The sequence below is a fragment of the Oceanivirga salmonicida genome (assembly GCF_001517915.1).
In the GTDB taxonomy this organism is placed as follows: Bacteria; Fusobacteriota; Fusobacteriia; order Fusobacteriales; family Leptotrichiaceae; genus Oceanivirga; species Oceanivirga salmonicida.
The window spans coordinates 1-19,804 of the sequence record NZ_LOQI01000001.1; the positions used below are offsets into that span (position 1 = coordinate 1).

22 protein-coding genes are annotated in these 19,804 nt (G+C 27.1%); all 22 read right to left on the bottom strand.

Features of this window, described 5'->3' with window-relative positions:
- On the bottom strand, positions 1-217 hold a 217-nt coding region (locus tag AWT72_RS00005; RefSeq protein ID WP_231724019.1), incomplete at its 3' end, for a GTP-binding protein.
- Between the two features lie 6 nt (positions 218-223).
- Positions 224-1,246 carry an ABC transporter ATP-binding protein gene (locus AWT72_RS00010; RefSeq protein WP_067138909.1) on the bottom strand — a complete coding sequence of 341 codons (1,023 nt, stop codon included), beginning with the start codon at positions 1,244-1,246 and terminating at the stop codon, positions 224-226.
- A gap of 9 nt (positions 1,247-1,255) precedes the next feature.
- The gene (locus tag AWT72_RS00015) at positions 1,256-2,944 is read right to left on the bottom strand and encodes an ABC transporter permease (protein WP_067138912.1); all 1,689 of its coding nucleotides are present in this window, start codon (positions 2,942-2,944) and stop codon (positions 1,256-1,258) included.
- 78 nt (positions 2,945-3,022) lie between these two features.
- Positions 3,023-4,054 carry an ABC transporter substrate-binding protein gene (locus AWT72_RS00020; RefSeq protein WP_067138915.1) on the bottom strand — a complete coding sequence of 344 codons (1,032 nt, stop codon included), beginning with the start codon at positions 4,052-4,054 and terminating at the stop codon, positions 3,023-3,025.
- Positions 4,055-4,216: 162 nt separating this feature from the next.
- Positions 4,217-4,879, bottom strand: coding sequence for a TMEM164-related integral membrane acyltransferase (locus tag AWT72_RS00025; RefSeq protein WP_067138918.1), 663 nt, complete (start codon positions 4,877-4,879; stop codon positions 4,217-4,219).
- Complete coding sequence (locus tag AWT72_RS00030; protein WP_067138921.1) at positions 4,869-6,071, bottom strand: acetate/propionate family kinase; 1,203 nt, start codon at positions 6,069-6,071, stop codon at positions 4,869-4,871. The genes AWT72_RS00025 and AWT72_RS00030 overlap by 11 nt, the downstream gene beginning before the upstream one ends.
- Positions 6,049-7,074, bottom strand: a complete 1,026-nt coding sequence (pta, locus tag AWT72_RS00035; protein WP_067138924.1) for a phosphate acetyltransferase — start codon at positions 7,072-7,074, stop codon at positions 6,049-6,051. The genes AWT72_RS00030 and pta overlap by 23 nt, the downstream gene beginning before the upstream one ends.
- A 12-nt stretch (positions 7,075-7,086) precedes the next feature.
- Positions 7,087-7,965, bottom strand: a complete 879-nt coding sequence (ftsY, locus tag AWT72_RS00040) for a signal recognition particle-docking protein FtsY (RefSeq protein ID WP_082680474.1) — start codon at positions 7,963-7,965, stop codon at positions 7,087-7,089.
- Entirely contained in the window at positions 7,952-8,629 is a 678-nt protein-coding gene (gene tsaB / locus AWT72_RS00045; protein ID WP_067138927.1) for a tRNA (adenosine(37)-N6)-threonylcarbamoyltransferase complex dimerization subunit type 1 TsaB, read from the bottom strand. Before tsaB ends, ftsY begins: the two co-directional genes overlap by 14 nt.
- Entirely contained in the window at positions 8,598-9,077 is a 480-nt protein-coding gene (tsaE, locus tag AWT72_RS00050; RefSeq protein WP_067138930.1) for a tRNA (adenosine(37)-N6)-threonylcarbamoyltransferase complex ATPase subunit type 1 TsaE, read from the bottom strand. The genes tsaB and tsaE overlap by 32 nt, the downstream gene beginning before the upstream one ends.
- A gap of 15 nt (positions 9,078-9,092) precedes the next feature.
- Positions 9,093-9,716, bottom strand: coding sequence for a uracil phosphoribosyltransferase (upp, locus tag AWT72_RS00055; protein ID WP_067138933.1), 624 nt, complete (start codon positions 9,714-9,716; stop codon positions 9,093-9,095).
- 49 nt (positions 9,717-9,765) lie between these two features.
- Positions 9,766-10,005: a type B 50S ribosomal protein L31 gene (locus AWT72_RS00060; RefSeq protein WP_067138936.1), complete on the bottom strand. Its 240-nt coding sequence runs from the start codon at positions 10,003-10,005 to the stop codon at positions 9,766-9,768.
- Positions 10,006-10,092: 87 nt separating this feature from the next.
- Positions 10,093-10,965 carry a DMT family transporter gene (locus tag AWT72_RS00065; protein WP_067138939.1) on the bottom strand — a complete coding sequence of 291 codons (873 nt, stop codon included), beginning with the start codon at positions 10,963-10,965 and terminating at the stop codon, positions 10,093-10,095.
- A 44-nt stretch (positions 10,966-11,009) separates the two neighbouring features.
- The gene (locus AWT72_RS10240) at positions 11,010-11,177 is read right to left on the bottom strand and encodes a hypothetical protein (protein ID WP_503465674.1); all 168 of its coding nucleotides are present in this window, start codon (positions 11,175-11,177) and stop codon (positions 11,010-11,012) included.
- A gap of 241 nt (positions 11,178-11,418) precedes the next feature.
- Positions 11,419-12,126, bottom strand: a complete 708-nt coding sequence (locus AWT72_RS00070) for an ABC transporter ATP-binding protein (protein WP_067138942.1) — start codon at positions 12,124-12,126, stop codon at positions 11,419-11,421.
- A gap of 1 nt (position 12,127) precedes the next feature.
- The gene (locus AWT72_RS00075) at positions 12,128-12,886 is read right to left on the bottom strand and encodes an ABC transporter ATP-binding protein (protein ID WP_067138945.1); all 759 of its coding nucleotides are present in this window, start codon (positions 12,884-12,886) and stop codon (positions 12,128-12,130) included.
- The gene (locus AWT72_RS00080; protein WP_067138948.1) at positions 12,852-13,850 is read right to left on the bottom strand and encodes a branched-chain amino acid ABC transporter permease; all 999 of its coding nucleotides are present in this window, start codon (positions 13,848-13,850) and stop codon (positions 12,852-12,854) included. The genes AWT72_RS00075 and AWT72_RS00080 overlap by 35 nt, the downstream gene beginning before the upstream one ends.
- Positions 13,850-14,746 carry a branched-chain amino acid ABC transporter permease gene (locus AWT72_RS00085; protein ID WP_067138952.1) on the bottom strand — a complete coding sequence of 299 codons (897 nt, stop codon included), beginning with the start codon at positions 14,744-14,746 and terminating at the stop codon, positions 13,850-13,852. The genes AWT72_RS00080 and AWT72_RS00085 overlap by 1 nt, the downstream gene beginning before the upstream one ends.
- A gap of 7 nt (positions 14,747-14,753) precedes the next feature.
- On the bottom strand, positions 14,754-15,860 hold the full coding sequence (locus tag AWT72_RS00090) for an ABC transporter substrate-binding protein (protein WP_067138955.1): 1,107 nt from the start codon (positions 15,858-15,860) through the stop codon (positions 14,754-14,756).
- A gap of 278 nt (positions 15,861-16,138) precedes the next feature.
- The gene (locus AWT72_RS00095) at positions 16,139-16,834 is read right to left on the bottom strand and encodes an META domain-containing protein (RefSeq protein WP_067138958.1); all 696 of its coding nucleotides are present in this window, start codon (positions 16,832-16,834) and stop codon (positions 16,139-16,141) included.
- Positions 16,835-16,846: 12 nt separating this feature from the next.
- Positions 16,847-18,574, bottom strand: coding sequence for a phospho-sugar mutase (locus AWT72_RS00100; protein ID WP_067138960.1), 1,728 nt, complete (start codon positions 18,572-18,574; stop codon positions 16,847-16,849).
- A gap of 10 nt (positions 18,575-18,584) precedes the next feature.
- On the bottom strand, positions 18,585-19,796 hold the full coding sequence (locus tag AWT72_RS00105; RefSeq protein WP_067138964.1) for a L,D-transpeptidase family protein: 1,212 nt from the start codon (positions 19,794-19,796) through the stop codon (positions 18,585-18,587).
- Positions 19,797-19,804: the final 8 nt, after the last annotated feature.

The following is a 19,804-nucleotide window of genomic DNA, read 5'->3' on the forward strand; positions in this document are numbered from 1 at the left end:
TATTACCATCTTTCGCTTTATAATTAAGAGTTACAGCCTGAGCCTTTATTGTAATTCCCTTTTCTCTTTCAAGATCCATAGTATCTAAAAGTTGCTCTTTCATTTCACGCTCTGTTACAGTTCCAGTAGACTGTATAAGTCTATCTGCTATTGTAGATTTACCATGATCTATATGAGCAATAATAGAAAAATTTCTTATGTATTTTTTATCTACCATTATTTATTATCTCCTTTTATATTTTTCTTTTCCATGTGGATTATTAAGAACTATTTCTATTACTTCATCTCCATTTTGAACTTCATACTCATGATTTTCTCCCATGAATACACTCTTAACAACTTTTAAAGAATGATTTTTTTCGTTATATTTAATAGATTCAGGTCTTATAACTACTCTAACACTATCATTAACTTCATAATCTACTACTTCTTTTACAGTATAAGTTGACCCTAATATATTAAGTGTAGTACTATCATCTGTTTTATTAGTTATAGTTGCATCTAATATATTAGCTCTTCCTATAAATTTAGCAACAAATTCACTATTAGGTTTTTGATATATCTCACTAGGACTACCTACTTGTGCAATGTTACCGTCTTTCATTATTACTATTTTATCTGATAAAGCCATTGCTTCTGCTTGGTCATGAGTTACATATATAGAAGTTATACCTAATTCTTGTTGAAGTTTTCTTATTTCATCTCTCATGTGTAATCTTAATTTAGCATCTAAATTCGATAAAGGTTCATCAAATAATACTACTTCTGAATTCATTATTAAAGCTCTTGCAAGCGATACTCTTTGTTGTTGTCCACCTGACATTTGAGATGGTACACGCTTAGCAAAGTCTTCCATTTTCATTAATTTCAAAATATTGTCTACTCTTTGATTTATTTCTTCACGACTTCTTTTTTGTAATTTTAATCCATAGGCTATATTATCATAAACATTCATATGTGGGAATAATGCATAGTTTTGGAAAACCATTGAAATCCCTCTTTTATCTGGGCTTAAATATGCTATATCTCTATCATTCATAGTTATATGACCAGAAGATGCATTTTCAAAACCTGCTATCATTCTTAAAGTTGTTGTTTTCCCACAACCAGAAGGTCCTAAAAGACAGATAAATTCTCCTTCATATATTTTAAGATTAATATTATTTACTGCTGTTACAGTTCTTTCCTTTGTTTTAAAAATCTTTGTAAGATTTTGTATATCTAATTTAACTTGTTTTTCGTTCATCTTGTTCTCCTATTTTTCTCTTGGTTTCATTAAAAATATCATAACTTTAACAAACATCATAAATACTGAAACTATTAATATCAGAATAGTACAATATGCCGATGCTATACCTATTCTACCTTGATCAACATTATCCATAATTATTGGTGTTAATAGTTTCCATTTTGCAGATATTAAAAATACTACTGTTGAAACCAATGTCATAGATCTTGCAAAAGAATAAATTAACCCTGTTAAAAATGCTTCTCTTATCATAGGTAAAGTAACTCTAATAAATGTTGTTGCTGAATTAGCACCTAAAATAGTTGATGCCTCTTCTATACTAGGGTCTATTTGATTAAGTGCGGCTACACCAGATCTAACTCCAACAGGTAATGATCTAATAATAAATGCCATTATTATTATAAATGCTGTACCAGTTAATGTTGGTATTAATTTAATACTAGTAAATGGTATATTATATATTTTATTATAACTTAATGCAAATCCTATACCTATTATAGTTCCAGGTATTGCTAATCCCATCATTACAGTAAATTCTATTAAACTTTTTCCTATAAATTTCTTTCTTACTATTAAAAAAGCTATTATCATAGAAAATATTGATGCAAAAAATGTTGCAATTAATGCCAATGTTGTTGTTGTAATAATAGGTGCTAGTCTATTTGTAAATTTCCATATTTCTTTATAATTATATAAACTTATACTATTATCAATTCCAAATAATTTAGTAAATGAACTAATAGGTATTAATATGTACATACCTATTACACATAATGATAATATACTAATTACAGTAGTTGCTACTCCTACAATTCTTTTATCTTTTATAACATCTCTTTCTCTTGATGCTTTACCAGTTACTGTTATATATGATTTTGAATTAATATAATATCTTTGTAAAGCAAACATAGAAATAGAAATACTTAATAATACCATTGATAAAGCAGATGCTAATCCTAATTGATAATTTCCTACACCTTCTTGGAAAATTTTAACTGCTATTGTTGTAAATTTACCACCTATAACAAAAGGATTTGCATAATCAGCTATTGATTGTATAAACACTAATAAAAATGCATTAGCAAGCCCTGGTGCCATTAAAGGTAATGTTACTGTTGTAAATACTTTAAATCTATTTGCTCCTAAACTTCTTGATGCTTCTTCAACTGATGGATCAATATTAGATAATAATCCTACTAGCATCAAATATGCAATAGGGAAAAAACTTAATACTTGAACTATAACTAGTCCGTGAAAACCATATATATCATAGTCTATACCTAAAAATCCCTTAGTTATTATTCCATTTCTTCCAAAAAGTAATATAGCAGATAATGCTACTACAAATGGTGGTGAAATTATAGGTAATAGTGCTATAAAATCAAACATTTTTTTAAATCTAATTTTTATATATACATTAATATAAGCAAATATAAAACCTATAATTAAAGATATTATTCCTGTTGTAACTCCCAATTTTATAGTATTTATTATAATTCTTACATTTCCTGACATTGTAAATGAGTCTATATAATTTCCAAAATTAATTCCGTTATTTGTTAAACTTTCTAATAAAATATTCCAAAGCGGTATTAATATAAAAAAACATACTGTAAATATTGAAAATAATATCGTAATCAGTAAAATAGGATCGCTAAAACTTCTTCTTACTGATACAACTGCTCTTTTAAACATGATACTCCTTCCCAAATTAAAACTACACCCATTTATAGGGTGTAGCATATTTATATTTCCCAATAAAACACCTTATAATTATTTTGTTGGTATTGCTGAACTTGTTTCTCTTGTAAATCTTTCAACTAATTGTTTTCTATTCATTCCTGCCCATTCAAAATCATATTTAATTAATTTAGTATCTTTAATTGGATCTGCTTCCTTAGGGTTCACAGCATTTTCGTTAGTTAAAAATTGGAATGAACCTACTGTTTGTCCTTTTTCTTGAACTTCCTTAGTTAATACCCAGTCAATAAATTTCTTAGCTGCTTCTGGGTTTGGTGCATTCTTAAGTAATGCAACTGCACCTATTTCATAACCAGTTCCTTCGCTAGGTGCTGCTATAATAATATCACTATAACCTTCTTTTTGATATTTAATAGCATCGTGTAAGAAAGTAATTCCAATAGCTGCTTCTCCCGAACCTACCATTCTTCCTGGTGCTGTTCCTGATTTAGTATATTGTCTTATTTGACCATTTAATTTTTTGAAGTATTCCATAGCTTCGTCTTCACCCATAAGTTGAACTAATGTTGCAAGCATAGTATATGCTGTTCCTGATGAACCTGGATGCGCTACTACTATTTCTCCTTTTAATTTAGGATCTAGTAAATCTTGCCAAGATTGAGGCATTTTTATACCTTTTTCTTCTAATACTTTTTTGTTTCCAACAAATCCTAGGTAACCAACATAAATTCCTGTCCATCTACCATCGTCACCTGATTTAAATTGAGGTTTAATTTCTCCATGAGTTTTAGAAACATAAGGTTCTATCAATCCTTCTGCATCTGCTGCTATAATTCCATCAACTGGTCCACCGTACCAAACTGATGCAACCATATTATTTTTTTCTGCTTTTAATCTAGCTAGTGTTTCTCCACTACTCAATCTTACAAATTCAGCAGGAATTCCTGTTTCCTTAGTAAATTCTTGTGCTACCATAGCTGCATGATCTTCTTGTAAACCTGCGTAAAATACTAATTTTTCTTCACTTTTTACATTAGCTTCAGTATTTCCACCACATGAAAATGCTAAACCAATTAAAAAAATACTTGTTAATAATTTTTTCATGATTCCTCCAATACTTTTTAATTTTACGATATAGTATACCACAATTTTTTGAATTTAGGTAGTCCTAAAACTAAAATTTATAATGTTCAAAATTGAACTGACATAAAAAAATGCTACATATTATAAGAACATGTAACATTTATTTTTATCATTAATTTTCTACTATTTTAATTTTTTACCAATTAAATATGAACTAGTTATTGCAAAAACGTGTAAAACAAATAATAATACTAAGTATATATTAAATGGTATGAATTTTACTATAGGTAATATGTAATCACTTAAATACATAAAGTTAGTTCCCAATCTTACATTCCAGAAATGTGCATTAATAATTGCTATAACAAGTAAGATTAGACTTAATATATATCCTTTAAAACTTACTCTATGATTGTAATACTTATATCCATATATTATTGTTGCTAATATAAGACTATGTGTTAAAAAGAAAAATATTACATATGAATATGTCGTAAATACAAATGATGTAGGTATTAATAAAGTTAAAAATGCTCCATATCCCCAACAATATATCATACTAAACATATATTTGTTTCTTGTTATTAAATATATCCCACTTAATAATATTGATATATTACAAAAATGAAATGGTAAAGATTCAAATGGTGGGTATTTTTCTACAAATACTCTTAAATATATATCAAACATTTTGGCAAGTATTATAAATACACCTAGAAATTTACCGTATTTTTTCTTATCAAATGGCTTTGCTAACACGAAAAGCATAATTGTAATTATTAAGGCTAAACCTAATCCCATTAAATGGGGTTTATTAAATAAGCCCATTTTATAACTATTTAGCATTTACTAACCTTTCCGTATCCATAGCTATCATTAATTCTTCTGCTGTTTCAACTTTATATATCTTAACTTTTGAATTTTCCTTAGAGTAAAGTACATCTCCTGATATTCTTTGATTATTCTTTTCATAATCCAATTCTATACCTAGGAATTCTAATCCTTTACATATTCCTTCACGAGCAAGTGCTGCATTTTCTCCTATACCACCTGTAAATGCTATAGCATCAACTCCACCCATTGCTACTATGTATGAACCAATGAAATTTCTTACTCTATAACAGAACATTTCATATGCAAGTTTTGCTCTTGCATCTCCTGCTTGCATGTTTGTTTGTATATCTCTAAAATCAGAACTCTTACCAAATATTCCTAAAAATCCTGATTTTTTATTTAATCTAGTGTCCATTTCACTAGCATCTAAATTTCTTTTATTCATTATGTAAAGTGGTATTGCTGGATCTAAATCTCCGCATCTAGTTCCCATCATTATTCCACCTAATGGTGTAAGTCCCATAGATGTATCTATTACTTTTCCATTTTTAACTGCTGCTATTGAGGCACCGTTACCTAGATGACAAACTATTATTTTATTATCTTTTTTACCTAATAATTCATTAACTTTCATACTAACAAATTTATGAGAAGTCCCATGGAAACCATATTTTCTAACTTTAAACTCTTTATAATCTTCATCTGCTACTGGGTATCTATATGCATAATCTGGCATAGTTTGATGGAAAGCTGTATCAAATACTGCTATATTTGGAGTATTTGGTAATAACTCTCTCATAAGTTTAACTCCCATTAAATTAGCTGGATTATGTAATGGAGCTAAATCAGATACTTCTTCTATTTTTTCTATAATTTCATCTGTTATTATTGCAGATTCACTGAAATATTCTCCGCCATGAACTACTCTATGCCCTATAGCATCTAATTCAGAAATATCAGTTAAAACACCATTTTCTTTATCTTGTAATGTTTTTAAAACTACATTTATTGCTTTTGAATGATTTTGCATGTCCATAGGTTTTTCTATTTCGCTATATCCTGTAACAATATTTTTATATGTAAATATTTGATTATCTAATCCTATTCTTTCACATATTCCTTTCGCTATTGTCTTACTTCCATTTGTTTCTATTAACTCAAATTTAAGAGATGAACTCCCACTATTTATTACTAATACTTTCATTTTTTACCCCTTCCATAGCAGTAACTGCTACTACTCCTACTATATCTTCAAAACTACATCCTCTTGATAAATCATGAACTGGTTTATCTAAACCTTGTATAAATGGTCCTAATGCTTCAGCTTTTGCTAATCTTTGCACCAACTTATAACCAATATTACCAGCACTTAAATTAGGGAATATTAATACATTAGCATTCCCTGCAACTTTTGAATTTTTGGCTTTTAACTGAGCAACTTCTGGAACTATTGCAGCATCTAATTGTAATTCTCCATCAAATTCAAATTCTACATTTCTTTGTTCTAGTATTCTTTTTGCTTCTTGCATTTTTTCTACAACTTCTCCACCAGCACTTCCTTTAGTTGAATATGATAATAAGGCAAGCTTTGGTTCTTTTATTTTACCGATATTTTTTGCTGTTTGTACAGCAGATATAGCTATATCAGCAACTTGTTCTGCATTTGGTGTAGGTATAACTGCACAATCAGAGAATATTAAAGTTCCATTTTCTCCATAAGTGTTATCTTTTAATAACATTACAAATGCACTAGATACTGTTTTTAACCCTGGTTTTACACCTATTACTTGTATGGCTGCTCTTAATACTGATGCAGTTGGTGAATTTGAACCCGCTACCATACCTATAGCATAACCAAATCTTACTAACATTGCTCCAAAATATCTTGGTTCAGTTAACATTATTTCTTTTGCTTTTTCAAAAGTCATACCTTTTTTGGCTCTTAATTTTTCTAATTCACTAGCAAATTCATCAATTTTAGTAAATTTTTTAGGATTTATTATCTCAACTTTTGATATATCTAAACCATATTTTTTAGCATCAGATAGTATAGTTTCCTCATCGCCTACTAATATTATTTCTGCAAAATCTTCTTCTTGTATTCTAGCAGCTGCTCTTAATACCCTTTCATCTTCTGATTCGGGTAATACAACTTTTTTCTTATTAGTTTTTAATTCTGCTTTAAAACTTTCAATTAAATTAGACATAAACTTTCTCCTTTATCTATCAAATATTTCTTTTACAAAGTCTTTCGCCACAAATGGTTTTAAATCATTTATACCTTCTCCTACGCCTATAAATTTAATAGGTTTTTTTAATTCTTCTATTATTGGAAAAATGATACCACCTTTTGCAGTTCCATCATACTTCGTTAATATTATACCACTAATTTTGGCAATTTGATTAAAAATTTTTGCTTGTTCTAGTCCATTTTGCCCTGTTGTAGCATCTATAACCAACAAAGTTTCAATATGTGAACCTTTTGCTTTATCCTCAATTATCTTATTTATCTTAGATAATTCTTCCATTAAATTCTTTTTATTATGTAATCTACCTGCAGTATCTATTATTGCTACATCACATTTTTCCTTTATTGCATAATTTAGTGTGTCAAAAACAACTGCAGCAGGATCTGAACCTTTATTTTGTTTTATTAATTTAACATTTGTTCTATTAGCCCACTCTTGTAATTGTTCTATTGCTGCTGCTCTAAATGTATCTGCTGCTCCTAAAACTATGCTATATTTATTATTTTTCAACATATTAGTTATCTTACCAATAGAAGTTGTCTTTCCTACTCCATTTACACCTATAACAAATATTATATTAAGTTTCCCTTTTTCTATTGCTAAATCTATATTGTCAAACTTATTTAATTTTTCTATTAATATATTTTCTAATTCTTCATATACACTATTAGAATCCTTAAATTTTTGTTTTTCTAATTCTTCTATTATATTTATACTTGTTTGTATACCCATATCAGATTGTATTAAAAGTTCTTCTAACTCTTCATATAATTCATCTGTTATAGGTTTACCTACAAACATAGTTTTTAGCTTTTTAAAAAAGCCTTCCTTTGCTTTAAGTATTGCCATTATTATAATCCTTTTCCGCTTGTGATTTTTCTAAATATTCAGGTACTATTTCTTCAATTTTTCTAACTTTTAATAAATTTTCACAAAACATATCATAATATACATTAGAATTTATGTTTGTTATATTATAACTTAAATTTACTAATTTATCATGTTTAATTATATCTTTATAATTTAAAAATATGTCTCCTACAAATGCAATAGTTTTATCAATTTTTGAAACTTTTTCTACTATATCTTGTATATTATATACACCATCTTCTAGTTTTTTTTGTCCATTTTCTACAATATTACAATAGATTTTACCTTTTCTAGAATCTATTCCTGCCACTATTACATTAGCATAATTTTTTGCCATATACTGCAATGCATCTAATTCAGATACTTCATATATCTTAACATTGGGACTAAGTGCAAATATTCCTTTTATTAAAGACATTGCTATTCTTACTCCTGTAAAAGAACCTGGTCCAGTAGAAATTATTACATTTTCTACATTGTCTATATTAGTATTAGTCCATTCAAATAATTTAGATACTTGATCCATTATACTAGTTGAATGAGTTTTTCTAACATTTATATTTATATTCCCTAACATACTATCATTTTCAAATAAACTTATACTTGCTAGTTTAGTCGAAGTTGTAATTGTGAATGTCAACATATACTTTTTCACCACCTTTTAATATATATGAAGATATATATCTAGTTTCAGCATCATTATGTTTTATTTCAAAAAATAAAGTGTTCTCAGGCATTTGCTCTAATATCAAATTAGCCCATTCAACTAATACTAAACTATTAGTATCTATATAATCGTAGTAACCTATATTATATAACTCTTCTTCACTATTTACTCTATATACATCAAAATGATATATATCTATATCAGCATTATACTCTATTAAATATGTAAATGTTGGACTTTTCACAGTTTCTGTTACTCCTAGACTAGAAAATAGCCTTTTTGCAAAGGCTGTTTTTCCTGTTCCTAAATCTCCAATTAAACCTATACATATACTTTTTTCTTTATTTTTTGATATATTTATTGCTAATTCATCTATTATTTCATTTATTGCGTGAAAAGTTAATTTTGTATTCTTTAATAACATTATATCACTTTTCCTTTATTTTGTCCCAAATATTCTATCTCCTGCATCTCCTAGTCCAGGGTATATGTATTTATTTTCATTTAACCCTTTATCTATTGCAGCAATGTATAATGAAATATCTGGATGTTTTTTACTTAATTCTTCTATACCTTCTGGAGCTGCTATTATTGACATAACAGTAATATTAGTTACCCCTAATTTTTTTAAGTAGTCTATGGTATATATTACAGAACCACCAGTTGCTAACATAGGATCTGTTACTATAACTTTACTTTCTACAACATTAGTAGGCATTTTTGCATAATAGTAAACAGGTTTAAAAGTTTGTTCATTTCTATAAACTCCTAAATGTCCAACTTTTGCTGTTGGAATTACTGCTAACATAGCATCTACCATACCTAATCCTGCTCTTAAAATTGGAACTATAGTTACAGGTTCATCTAATACTTTTGTTGTTGTCTTCATTATAGGCGTTTCAACTTCAACTTCTTTTGTTTTCAAATCTTTTGTTGCCTCGTATATCATAAGTGAAGCAATTTCATTTAGACTTTCTCTAAAACTTTTAGTGTCTGTCTCTTTGTTTCTTAAAATTGTTAGTTTATGTTGAATCAACGGATGATTAAATTCAAATATTTCCATATTTCCTCCTTAATTTTTCAAAAAAAAGCAGAGCAAAAAACTCTGCAAATTATAAATTGTATTTTTTCTTAAATTTATCAACTCTTCCAGTTTCATCAACAAATTTTGATTTTCCTGTATAGAACGGATGTGAAGTTGAGCTTATAGCCACTTTTATTACTGGATACTCAACGCCTTCAAATGTTTCAGTCTCTCTAGTATTTTTAGTAGACTTACCTAAAAATTTTTCTCCATTACTTGTGTCTTCAAATACAACTAATCTGTATTCAGGGTGTAATCCTTTTTTCATTTGCCGACTCCTTTCCTTATCATATTATCGATATATAATACCACATTTTAGTGGTCTTTGTAAATAGTTTTTACAAAGTTTTTTATTTTAATTTTTTACTTCATTTTTAAAATTAACTAATATTGTTGATAAAATTATAAAAAATCCTCCTACTATTAAATTTTTACTTAATAATTCTATGCCTAAAATAACAGAAAAGATACTTGCAAAAAATGCCTCTAATGACATTATTATTCCAGCACTCATAGCATCTGTATATTTTTGTGCATATGTTTGTAAAAAATAACATAAACTTGTACTAAATAGTCCTAAAAATAATATTGGTTTTATTCCAGATCTTATATCTACACTAGTATAACTTTCATTACTTACTATCAATACTAATCCTGATATTAAAAAAGTAAAAAATATTTGCAAAAAATTTATTTTTATAGGGTCTGTTATCTTAGTAATTCTATCTAAAAAAGATATTTGTAACGCAAAGAAAAAAGCAGATAACAACGCTAATAAATCTCCTATTTTTAAAACAAAACCTCCATTTTTAAAATTTAAAATACCTACTCCTATAAGGCACATAAAGCATAACATAAAAATTTTAATACTTGGTCTTTTTTTATTCATTATCCATGTTATAAAGGGTATCATAATTACATTAGTTGCTGTAAAAAACGCAACATTTGATAAGTTAGTATGACTTTGACCTATTGTCTGCATAAAAAATGCTATATATATCAATATCCCTGATGAAAATCCAAATAAAATTTCTTCCTTATTTATAGTTAATATCTTTTTAAAAAATATTAAAAACAAAGTAATTGTTGCTATAAAAAATCTTGTTGTTATAATAAGATTGGTATTCCAATTTGCCTTTTGTAAATATTCAACTGCTACGAATCCACCGCCCCATACTATTACAACTATTAATAATAATAAATTATAATTTGATGCTTTACTTTTCATTTATTTTTTTCCTATCTATGTACTAAGTTTATATAGTAATGTTCTTAACCTTTTAGTGCATTTAAACACCATGCGATAACAAAGAAACCAATTCCAGTAACTATTGGAGGTAATATTACTTTTGGCGAATTAAATCCACCCAAATAAATCATAACTACTCCTAACACTACCAATAAAATTGATGTTATTGTCAAAACTTGATTTTTTTCCATTTTTATTCCTTTCTAAAAATAATACTGTAAGATATACAGTACTTTTTTTACATATTATTTTATTAAGTCCATATCACCTTTAATATAATAAAGATTGTGATATCGCTTATTAATTATACAATATTCCAACAATTTTATTCAACCATTATTTAATATAATTAATTTATTCTCTAATGAAACTTTTATTTGAAGTGTAAAAATAAAATTTTTTTAATAGCTTTTATGATATTATTTTATATTTTTAAGAACCTAAATATGCTTTTTTTATACTCTTATTATTTAATAATTCTTTACCTGTTCCATCAAGTACTATTTCTCCAGTTTCTAAAACATATGCTCTATCTGCTATTGATAATGCTTGATTTGCATTTTGTTCAACTAATAAAACAGTAACTCCATCTTCATTTATTTTTTTTATTATATTAAATATTTCTTGAACTAATAAAGGTGCTAATCCCATAGATGGCTCATCTAAAAGTAATATTTCAGGTTCTGACATAAGCGATCTTGCGATTGCCAACATTTGTTGTTCTCCACCACTCATAGTTCCTGCTAATTGATTTTTTCTCTCTTTTAATTTAGGAAATAATTTAAACATTTTAGAAATGTTTTTTTTCATTTTTTCTCTATCTAATATATATCCACCCATTTCTAGATTTTCTAATACTGTTAAATCTGTAAAAATTCTTCTACCTTCAGGTGTATGTGCCATACCCATTTTTACTAAATTATATGGTTTTTCTTTTAAAATATCTAATCCTTTAAAAGAAATTTCACCTGATTTTGCTTGAATTAATCCTGATACAGTATGTAATATAGTAGTTTTTCCTGCTCCATTCGCTCCTATTAATGCTACTATTTCTCCTTTTTTTATTTCAAAAAACACATTTTTTATGGCATGTATAGAGCCATAATATACATTTAATGCTTCTACGTCTAATAATTTCATTTTATTCTCCTAAATATGCCGCTATTACTTCTTCATTATCTTGAATTTGCTTAGGATTACCACCTGCAATTAATTTTCCAAAATTAAGAACATATAACTTTTCACATATTCCCATAACTAATTCCATGTCATGTTCTATAAGTAATATTGCCAAATCAAATTTTTCTCTAATTATAGATATAATCTCCATAAGCTCATTTGTTTCCTGTGGATTCATACCAGCTGCTGGTTCATCTAATAATAGTAAACTTGGATTGGTTGCTAATGCTCTTGCAATTTCTAATTTTCTTTGCTGACCATATGACAAATTATCCGCATTATAATCTGCCAAGTCTTGTAAATCAAATATTTCAAGTAACTTCATAGCCTTTTTTGTTATTTTTTGTTCCATTTCTCTAAATTTTTTAGTTCGTAATATTGCATCAAAGCTAGTATATTCTATTTCATTTGTATAAGCCACTTTAACATTTTCAATTACACTCATACTTTTAAATAATCTAATATTTTGAAAAGTTCTTGATACACCTAATGCAACTATTTTGTGAGTATCTAATTTTGATATTTCATTTCCTGTAACATATATTTCACCATCAGTTGGTTTATATACACCAGTTAAAAGATTAAATACAGTAGTTTTTCCTGCACCATTTGGTCCTATAAGTCCTACTAATTCATTCTCATGTATCTCTATATTTAGGTTTTGTACTGCTTGTAATCCACCAAAACTAATCCCCAAATTCTTCGTTTTTAATAATTCCATTTTTTATTATTTCCTTTACTTTATTCATAATAGTACCTATTCCAATTTCTTTTGTTCCTAATAAGCCTTTTGGTCTAAATAGCATTATCATTATTAAAATTACTGCATAAATAAGCATTCTATATTCTGAAACTTGTCTTAAAACTTCATTTATTACTGTTATAAAACTAGCAGAAAATACTGCTCCCGTTATACTTCCTATACCACCAAATACTACCATTACCAATATTTCAATTGAGAATATGAAAGAAAATTTTTCTGGCGATATTATACCCAAGTTATGTGCAAATAATGCTCCACCTACTCCTGCAAAAAATGCTGAAACAAAAAATCCATAAGTTTTCATTTTATTAATATTAATACCCACATTTTCTGCTGCTATCTCATTTTCTCTTATAGATACCATATCTCTTCCAAATTTAGAAATACCTATTAAAATTACTACTACTATTGTTATTACTGCAAATACATATGTTATAGTAAAATTAGTATAATTAGGTATGCTTTTAAACCCTGATGCTCCACCTAAAAACGCTATATTTTGTATCACATATTTTATTATTTCTCCAAATGCAAGTGTTATTATAGCAAGATAATCTCCCCTAAATCTTTGTGCTATTTTAGATAATAATATACCCACTAAGCCAGAAACTATTCCTGCTATTATTATAATAAATGTGAATTTTATATTTTCATTTATATTTAATTTAATTAATTCTCTTGAAAGCACTGCCGAAGTATATGCTCCTACTGCAATAAATCCCGCATGTCCTAAATTTAGTTGTCCTAATAATCCAACTGTAACACTTAAACTTACAGCAAATATCACATATATCAATATATTTATATATATTCCTGCCTTATAACTAAATATGCCTTCATTCATTATTGTAAGAAAAAGACCTGAGTAAATTAGTAAAGCAAAAAATGAGTTTTTAAAAAATTCTCTAAAATTAAACTTCATTATACCTTCTCCTTAATATTTTTACCAAATAATCCACTAGGTTTGAATAACAATATGATTATAAGTAATAAAAACACTATAGGATTTGCCCAACTAGTCGATATATATGCCTTTATATAAGTTTCTATAAACCCTAATATATAACCTGCTGCCATAGCACCAGGAATACTTCCCATACCACCAAATACGGCTGCTATGAATGCCTTTAAACCTGGTAAAACTCCCATATATGGCTCTATTCTAGGATACATTAAAGCATACATTACTCCACCTAATCCACCTAATGCTGCACCTATTGCAAAAGTTATTGAAATTGTTAAATTAGTATTTATTCCCATTAAAGTTGCTGCACCACTATCTTGTGATACTGCTCTTGTTGCTTTTCCTAATTTAGTGTATTTGATAAATAAATTTAATATTATCATACAAATTAATGTTACACTTATAACAAAAACTGATAAATAACTCATACGATAACCCATTATATTTATACTCTCTGTTGTTTTTAAAAATTTAGGTACTAAATCTAATTTTATTATTTTAGGTGCTGCTCCAAATAGTATAAGCGCTAAACTTTCAAGTAAAAAACTCACTCCTATTGCAGTTATTAAAACCGACATTCTAGGTGCATTCCTAAGTGGCTTATATGCTAGTAAATCTATTACTATTCCTAATATTGCACAAAAAACTATAGCTATTACCATAGAAACTGTTACTGATAAGCCTTTTTGTGTCCCATAATAAGTTACATATGCTCCTACCATAAGTAAATCTCCATGTGCAAAATTTATAAGTTTTACTATTCCATATACCATAGTATAACCTAAAGCGATTAATGCATATATACTTCCTATCTGCAATCCTATTATTGATTGATCTATTAAATTTTTTAACATTCTATTCCTATTCTCCAAATTTTTCTTTTAACAAAACTTTTCCGTCTTTTACTTCTACAAACAACACATCTTTTTTAGGATTTCTATTTTCATCAAATACTATATGACCTGTAATTAATTCTAAATCTGTAGATTTAATTGCTTCTTTTAAATCTCCACCCTTTGAAACTGCATCAACTAAAACTGTTGCTGCATCATAACCAAGTGCTGCAAATATATTAGGTAATTTATCATATTTTTCTTTATACTCTTTTATAAAATTAATATTAGCTTCCGAATTATCTGTATGAACAAATTGTGATGCAAATATTGAACCTTCTGCTACTTTTGCAAAATTAGTCTGTATTCCATCCCAACCATCTGCTCCATAAAAGTTAGCATCTAAACCAACTTCTCTAGCTTGAGATAATATTAATCCAACTGTATTGTAATAATCTGGTATAAATACTGTATCTATTCCTTTATTTTTTATATCTGTTAAAATACTCTTAAAATCTTTATCTTCTTTTGTATATTTAGCTTCAGTAACTTCTAAACCTTGTTTTTTTGATTCTTCAATAAATGCTTTTACTACACCAGTTGAATAATCACTAGAACTATTAGTTAATATTGCAACTTTCGAAACATTTGATTTTTTCATATATTTAGCAATAATTTCTCCTTGATAAGGATCTGTAAATGTAATTCTAAATACTTGATCTTTATTTTCAGTTGCTGCCATTGATGTTGCCGCTGGTGTTATCATAGGAATTTTAGCTCTTTGTGCTAATTCTGCTATTGCTAATGTATTAGAAGACGTTGCTTCTCCTATTATAATATCTACATTATTAGAAACCATTTGTTTAAATATATTAACATTTTCTTGTATATCTCCCTTAGAATCTACATAATCCATTTCAAAGGTTTTCCCTGCTATACCACCATTTACATTTATTTTATCTATTTTTAATTTTATTCCCTCTTTAATACTTTCACCATACTGTGCAAAATCACCCGTTAACGGTAATGGTACTCCAACCTTTACTACTGAATCATCTTTTTCCATATTTTTACTTTCACCACAACTAAATATTAATGATGATAGTAAAACTAACATTGTTAAAGTTTTTTTCATTTTTATTTCTCCTTTTATATATATATCTATATTAAGTATATCATTTTAGTAAGCATTTTGTATAATATATTATATTAATATAAGTATTAGTATTATTAATGCTTGAATTTTAGATTTTTTTATTTAAAATCTTTATTTATATTCTATTATGATATATATAGCTATTTTTCATATCATTTAATTTATTTATAATTTAATTTAAATACTTTATTTTCTTTATTTATTTTAAAATATATAAAAAGTGCCATAGAGTTTTTCTATAGCACTAATGTTATTTTTTATTTAACTTCTGTAAATTCTAATTTTTTCCCATTATTTTCTAAAATTAATTTACCATTTTCTAATTTTATTTTATTCTCACTAGAAAGCATTGCAATAAATTCTTTTTCAGATTCCATAAGTTTTTCTTCTCCAGCTATTAAAGTAGTAGCAAGATTTTCTGCCATAAACTTATTTCCACTTAATGTATATTTACCAAAGAATGTATTAACTCCACTTTTACCGGAAACATTACCATCTTTAAACTCAATATATACATTTTCATCTAATTTGAATTTTTTACCATCTAATTCAATGTTTGATATAAAAATTAATTTATTATTATCATTAGTTATAAATAATTTTTCTCCTTTATAAGAATAACTATTACTTTCTTCTAATAATTTTAAATATAATTGCTCTAATTGCATTTCTTTTTCAGGCCCTGCCATTAAAGTTGTCGCAATTTCTCCAAATTTTATTTTCCCATCTGTTAAAGTATAATCTCCAAAATAATTGTTCACAAAACTTTTACCTGCTACTTTTTCATTATCAAAAATGATAGTAACATTCTTATCAAGAACATCTAATTTTTCATTATTATACTCTATTGTTTCTAATATCATTTCCTTATCTAGTTTTAAACTATCATTATTTTTCATATTAGAACAAGATACAACTGATAAAAAAAGCATTATTTTAACTAATTTTTGCATCTTTCTCCCCCATTATTTTATTCCATTTATTACTTCTAACACAGTATCGATAAAATTTCCCAATTTCTTATCTGATACTGACTCTTTTTCATCTTTTACATATGTATATAATTTTATTTTTGGCTCAGTTCCTGATGGTCTTAATGTATACCAACTTCCATCTTCATAAGTAACTTTAAATGCATTAGTCTTTTCTATATCAATAGGTTTTTCAATTCCTGTTTCTGAATTTGTTGTCTTACCAACTAAATAATCAGTAGTTTCTAATGCTTTAACTCCGTTAATATTCTTAGGGTATATGTTTCTAAATTCTTTCATCATTCTGTCTATTCTATTTTTACCTTCTATACCTTCTAATACAATAGAAATTCCTTTTTCTTTATAATACCCAACTTCTTTAAACAATTCTTCTAAAACATCCCATAAAGTCTTACCTTGTTTCTTGTAATATGCCGCCATTTCAGCGAATAATACTGCTGATGTAACACCATCTTTATCTCTTACAAATGTTCCAACATTATACCCAACACTTTCTTCATAACCCATAACATAAGTTTTTTCTTTTGTTTCTTCATATAGATTAGATAGGGCACAAATATTTTTAAATCCTGTTAAAACATTTATCATTTCAACACCATATTTTTTACATATTGCTGTTCCCATATCTCCTGTAACTATTGATTTTACAATTACTGGATTTTTAGGCATTTTATTTTTCTTAGCTAATGTTGATAATAGGTAATTAATTAATAAAACACCTGCTTGGTTTCCATTTATTGATTTAATTTCTCCTTTATGTACAACTTCTATTGCCAATCTATCTGCATCAGGATCTGTTGCTATTATTATATCCGCATTAACCTTTTTAGCTAATTTATTAGAATATTCAAATACTTCAACAAATTCTGGATTTGGGTATGGTGTAGTAGGGAAATGACCATTAGGTTTTTCTTCTTCTTCAACTACAAATACATTTTCAAAACCTGTTTCAGCTAACATAGTTCTAACTGCTATATTACCTGCACCATGTAATGGTGTATAAACTATTCTGACACTCTTATCTAATTCATCATCACTATTTAAAGATTCCCCTTTAACATTTTCATAATATGCTCTATCAATTTCTTCACCTATCATGATTATTTTTCCAGATTTAACTGCTTCTTCTAATGTAAGTGTTTTATAATCTGCAAGATACTCTAATTTTTCCATTTTAGCTAAAACTTTTGATGCTATATCATCTTTTATTTGAGACCCTTCTTTCCAATACACTTTATAACCATTATATTCTTTTGGATTATGTGAAGCTGTAATATTTACCCCTGCAATACAAGATAAATATCTAACTGCAAAAGATAATTCTGGTGTTGGTCTTAAACTTTCAAATAAATAAGTTTTTATTCCTGCACTTGCCATAATTAAAGCTGCTTCTTGTGCAAATTCAGGAGACATTATTCTACAATCATAAGCAAACGCAATCCCTTTGTCCATTGCTTTTTGACCTTCATCAATTATTACTTCTGCTAAAGCACGAGTTGCTCTTGCTATTACATAATAATTCATTCTATTAGTCCCTGCTCCTAATTTCCCTCTAAGACCTGCTGTTCCAAACACTAAATCTTGATAAAATCTATCATTAATTTCTTCTGTATTTCCTTTAATTTCTTCTAATTGCCTTTTTAATTCTTTGTCTAAATTTTTGTACTCTAACCATTTTTCAAATTTTTTCATACTTTCCATTTTATTCCTCCTATTTTACTATTACCATTACTGGTTTTGTAGGTATTCTATGACCTGCTTTATTAATACGACTATGTTCTATCCAATTATATAAATATTCTATAATTTCATCATGATTTCTTACACACTTATTTGATAAAGGGTATGTACCTAATAATTTTTTTACTCCCCTTTTTCTTGATACTAATGTCTCCTTAGGTTCATATCTATATGGTAATCCATGTAAATATCCCCCACCAGAAAATCTAATAGCATACCTTGCTTCTCCTATTATTTCTACTTCTTCTTTATTGTCATAATTTACATAACTCATAACAGGTTTTGATAAAGCTATTAAAAAATGTCCTTTGGGTGTTGGAAAGCCATATTTACTTCTTTTCCCTGTTGTAATGTCAGAAATTAATTTTATTTTATAAGTTCCATTTTTATCGAATTCAAAAGTTATTTGATTTTGATTTTTTATGCTTATGTATATAAATTTATTTACCTTTTGGTTTATTTTAGCAGATTCTATATAATTTCTTAAGCTTTTAGGGTAATATAAAAGAGTGTTATAAAAAGGTGATTCAATTATTAAAAACTTCTTAGTCTCTTTTACAATTCTAAATATTGCTCTATCAGGTAAATTATATGCTACTTTTCTACTCTCACTTGTATATACCTTTACACTTTGATTAGCATAATTTCCTTTGCTATCTGCTTTTCCATCAGAACTAGTATCAAGTGGTACAAATTTAGATAAAACTTTAATTTTACCTTTATATTTTTCTATAAAAGAATTTAATTTTTCTATTTCTTGTATAGCATCTTCGTAATTATACTTTCTTTTAATTGCCAAATCAGAACGAATATATCCTACTTTACCATTTCTAGTAATTATTTTATACCATTCTTCATCAATATTATTTTTTACCAATGATATTAATCCTAATTTTTCATACTTTCTAGCCTGTAAAATTTTTTTTGATTTAACTGTAGGTAATTCCCTTATATTTGAAGTTCTTTTAACAAAAATATAATTATCATAAGTTCTTTCAAATTTTTTCAAATCTATTTCAAATTTTAATTTTCTATTTTTTAAATTATCATATTTTTCAATATGCTTATAGTAATGCTGTGTTTCTTTGCCTATGTTATTGTTTTCTCTACTATTAACTTTAGTTTCTATACCAGTACATGATATAACTGATAAAAAAAGTATAATTTTAAAAAACTTCTTCATTTGGCCTC

Coding starts and splice junctions, on each gene's coding strand:
- AWT72_RS00010 (WP_067138909.1), bottom strand. CDS start 1,246: ATGAACGAAAAACAAGTTAAATTAGATATACAAAATCTTACAAAGATT.
- tsaB (WP_067138927.1), bottom strand. CDS start 8,629: ATGTTGACATTCACAATTACAACTTCGACTAAACTAGCAAGTATAAGT.
- pta (WP_067138924.1), bottom strand. CDS start 7,074: ATGTCTAATTTAATTGAAAGTTTTAAAGCAGAATTAAAAACTAATAAG.
- AWT72_RS00065 (WP_067138939.1), bottom strand. CDS start 10,965: ATGAAAAGTAAAGCATCAAATTATAATTTATTATTATTAATAGTTGTA.
- AWT72_RS00020 (WP_067138915.1), bottom strand. CDS start 4,054: ATGAAAAAATTATTAACAAGTATTTTTTTAATTGGTTTAGCATTTTCA.
- AWT72_RS00105 (WP_067138964.1), bottom strand. CDS start 19,796: ATGAAGAAGTTTTTTAAAATTATACTTTTTTTATCAGTTATATCATGT.
- AWT72_RS00025 (WP_067138918.1), bottom strand. CDS start 4,879: ATGCTAAATAGTTATAAAATGGGCTTATTTAATAAACCCCATTTAATG.
- AWT72_RS00075 (WP_067138945.1), bottom strand. CDS start 12,886: ATGGAATTATTAAAAACGAAGAATTTGGGGATTAGTTTTGGTGGATTA.
- AWT72_RS00080 (WP_067138948.1), bottom strand. CDS start 13,850: ATGAAGTTTAATTTTAGAGAATTTTTTAAAAACTCATTTTTTGCTTTA.
- ftsY (WP_082680474.1), bottom strand. CDS start 7,965: ATGGCAATACTTAAAGCAAAGGAAGGCTTTTTTAAAAAGCTAAAAACT.
- AWT72_RS00030 (WP_067138921.1), bottom strand. CDS start 6,071: ATGAAAGTATTAGTAATAAATAGTGGGAGTTCATCTCTTAAATTTGAG.
- AWT72_RS00070 (WP_067138942.1), bottom strand. CDS start 12,126: ATGAAATTATTAGACGTAGAAGCATTAAATGTATATTATGGCTCTATA.
- AWT72_RS00085 (WP_067138952.1), bottom strand. CDS start 14,746: ATGTTAAAAAATTTAATAGATCAATCAATAATAGGATTGCAGATAGGA.
- tsaE (WP_067138930.1), bottom strand. CDS start 9,077: ATGTTATTAAAGAATACAAAATTAACTTTTCACGCAATAAATGAAATA.
- AWT72_RS00015 (WP_067138912.1), bottom strand. CDS start 2,944: ATGTTTAAAAGAGCAGTTGTATCAGTAAGAAGAAGTTTTAGCGATCCT.
- AWT72_RS00095 (WP_067138958.1), bottom strand. CDS start 16,834: ATGCAAAAATTAGTTAAAATAATGCTTTTTTTATCAGTTGTATCTTGT.
- upp (WP_067138933.1), bottom strand. CDS start 9,716: ATGGAAATATTTGAATTTAATCATCCGTTGATTCAACATAAACTAACA.
- AWT72_RS10240 (WP_503465674.1), bottom strand. CDS start 11,177: ATGGAAAAAAATCAAGTTTTGACAATAACATCAATTTTATTGGTAGTG.
- AWT72_RS00100 (WP_067138960.1), bottom strand. CDS start 18,574: ATGGAAAGTATGAAAAAATTTGAAAAATGGTTAGAGTACAAAAATTTA.
- AWT72_RS00060 (WP_067138936.1), bottom strand. CDS start 10,005: ATGAAAAAAGGATTACACCCTGAATACAGATTAGTTGTATTTGAAGAC.
- AWT72_RS00090 (WP_067138955.1), bottom strand. CDS start 15,860: ATGAAAAAAACTTTAACAATGTTAGTTTTACTATCATCATTAATATTT.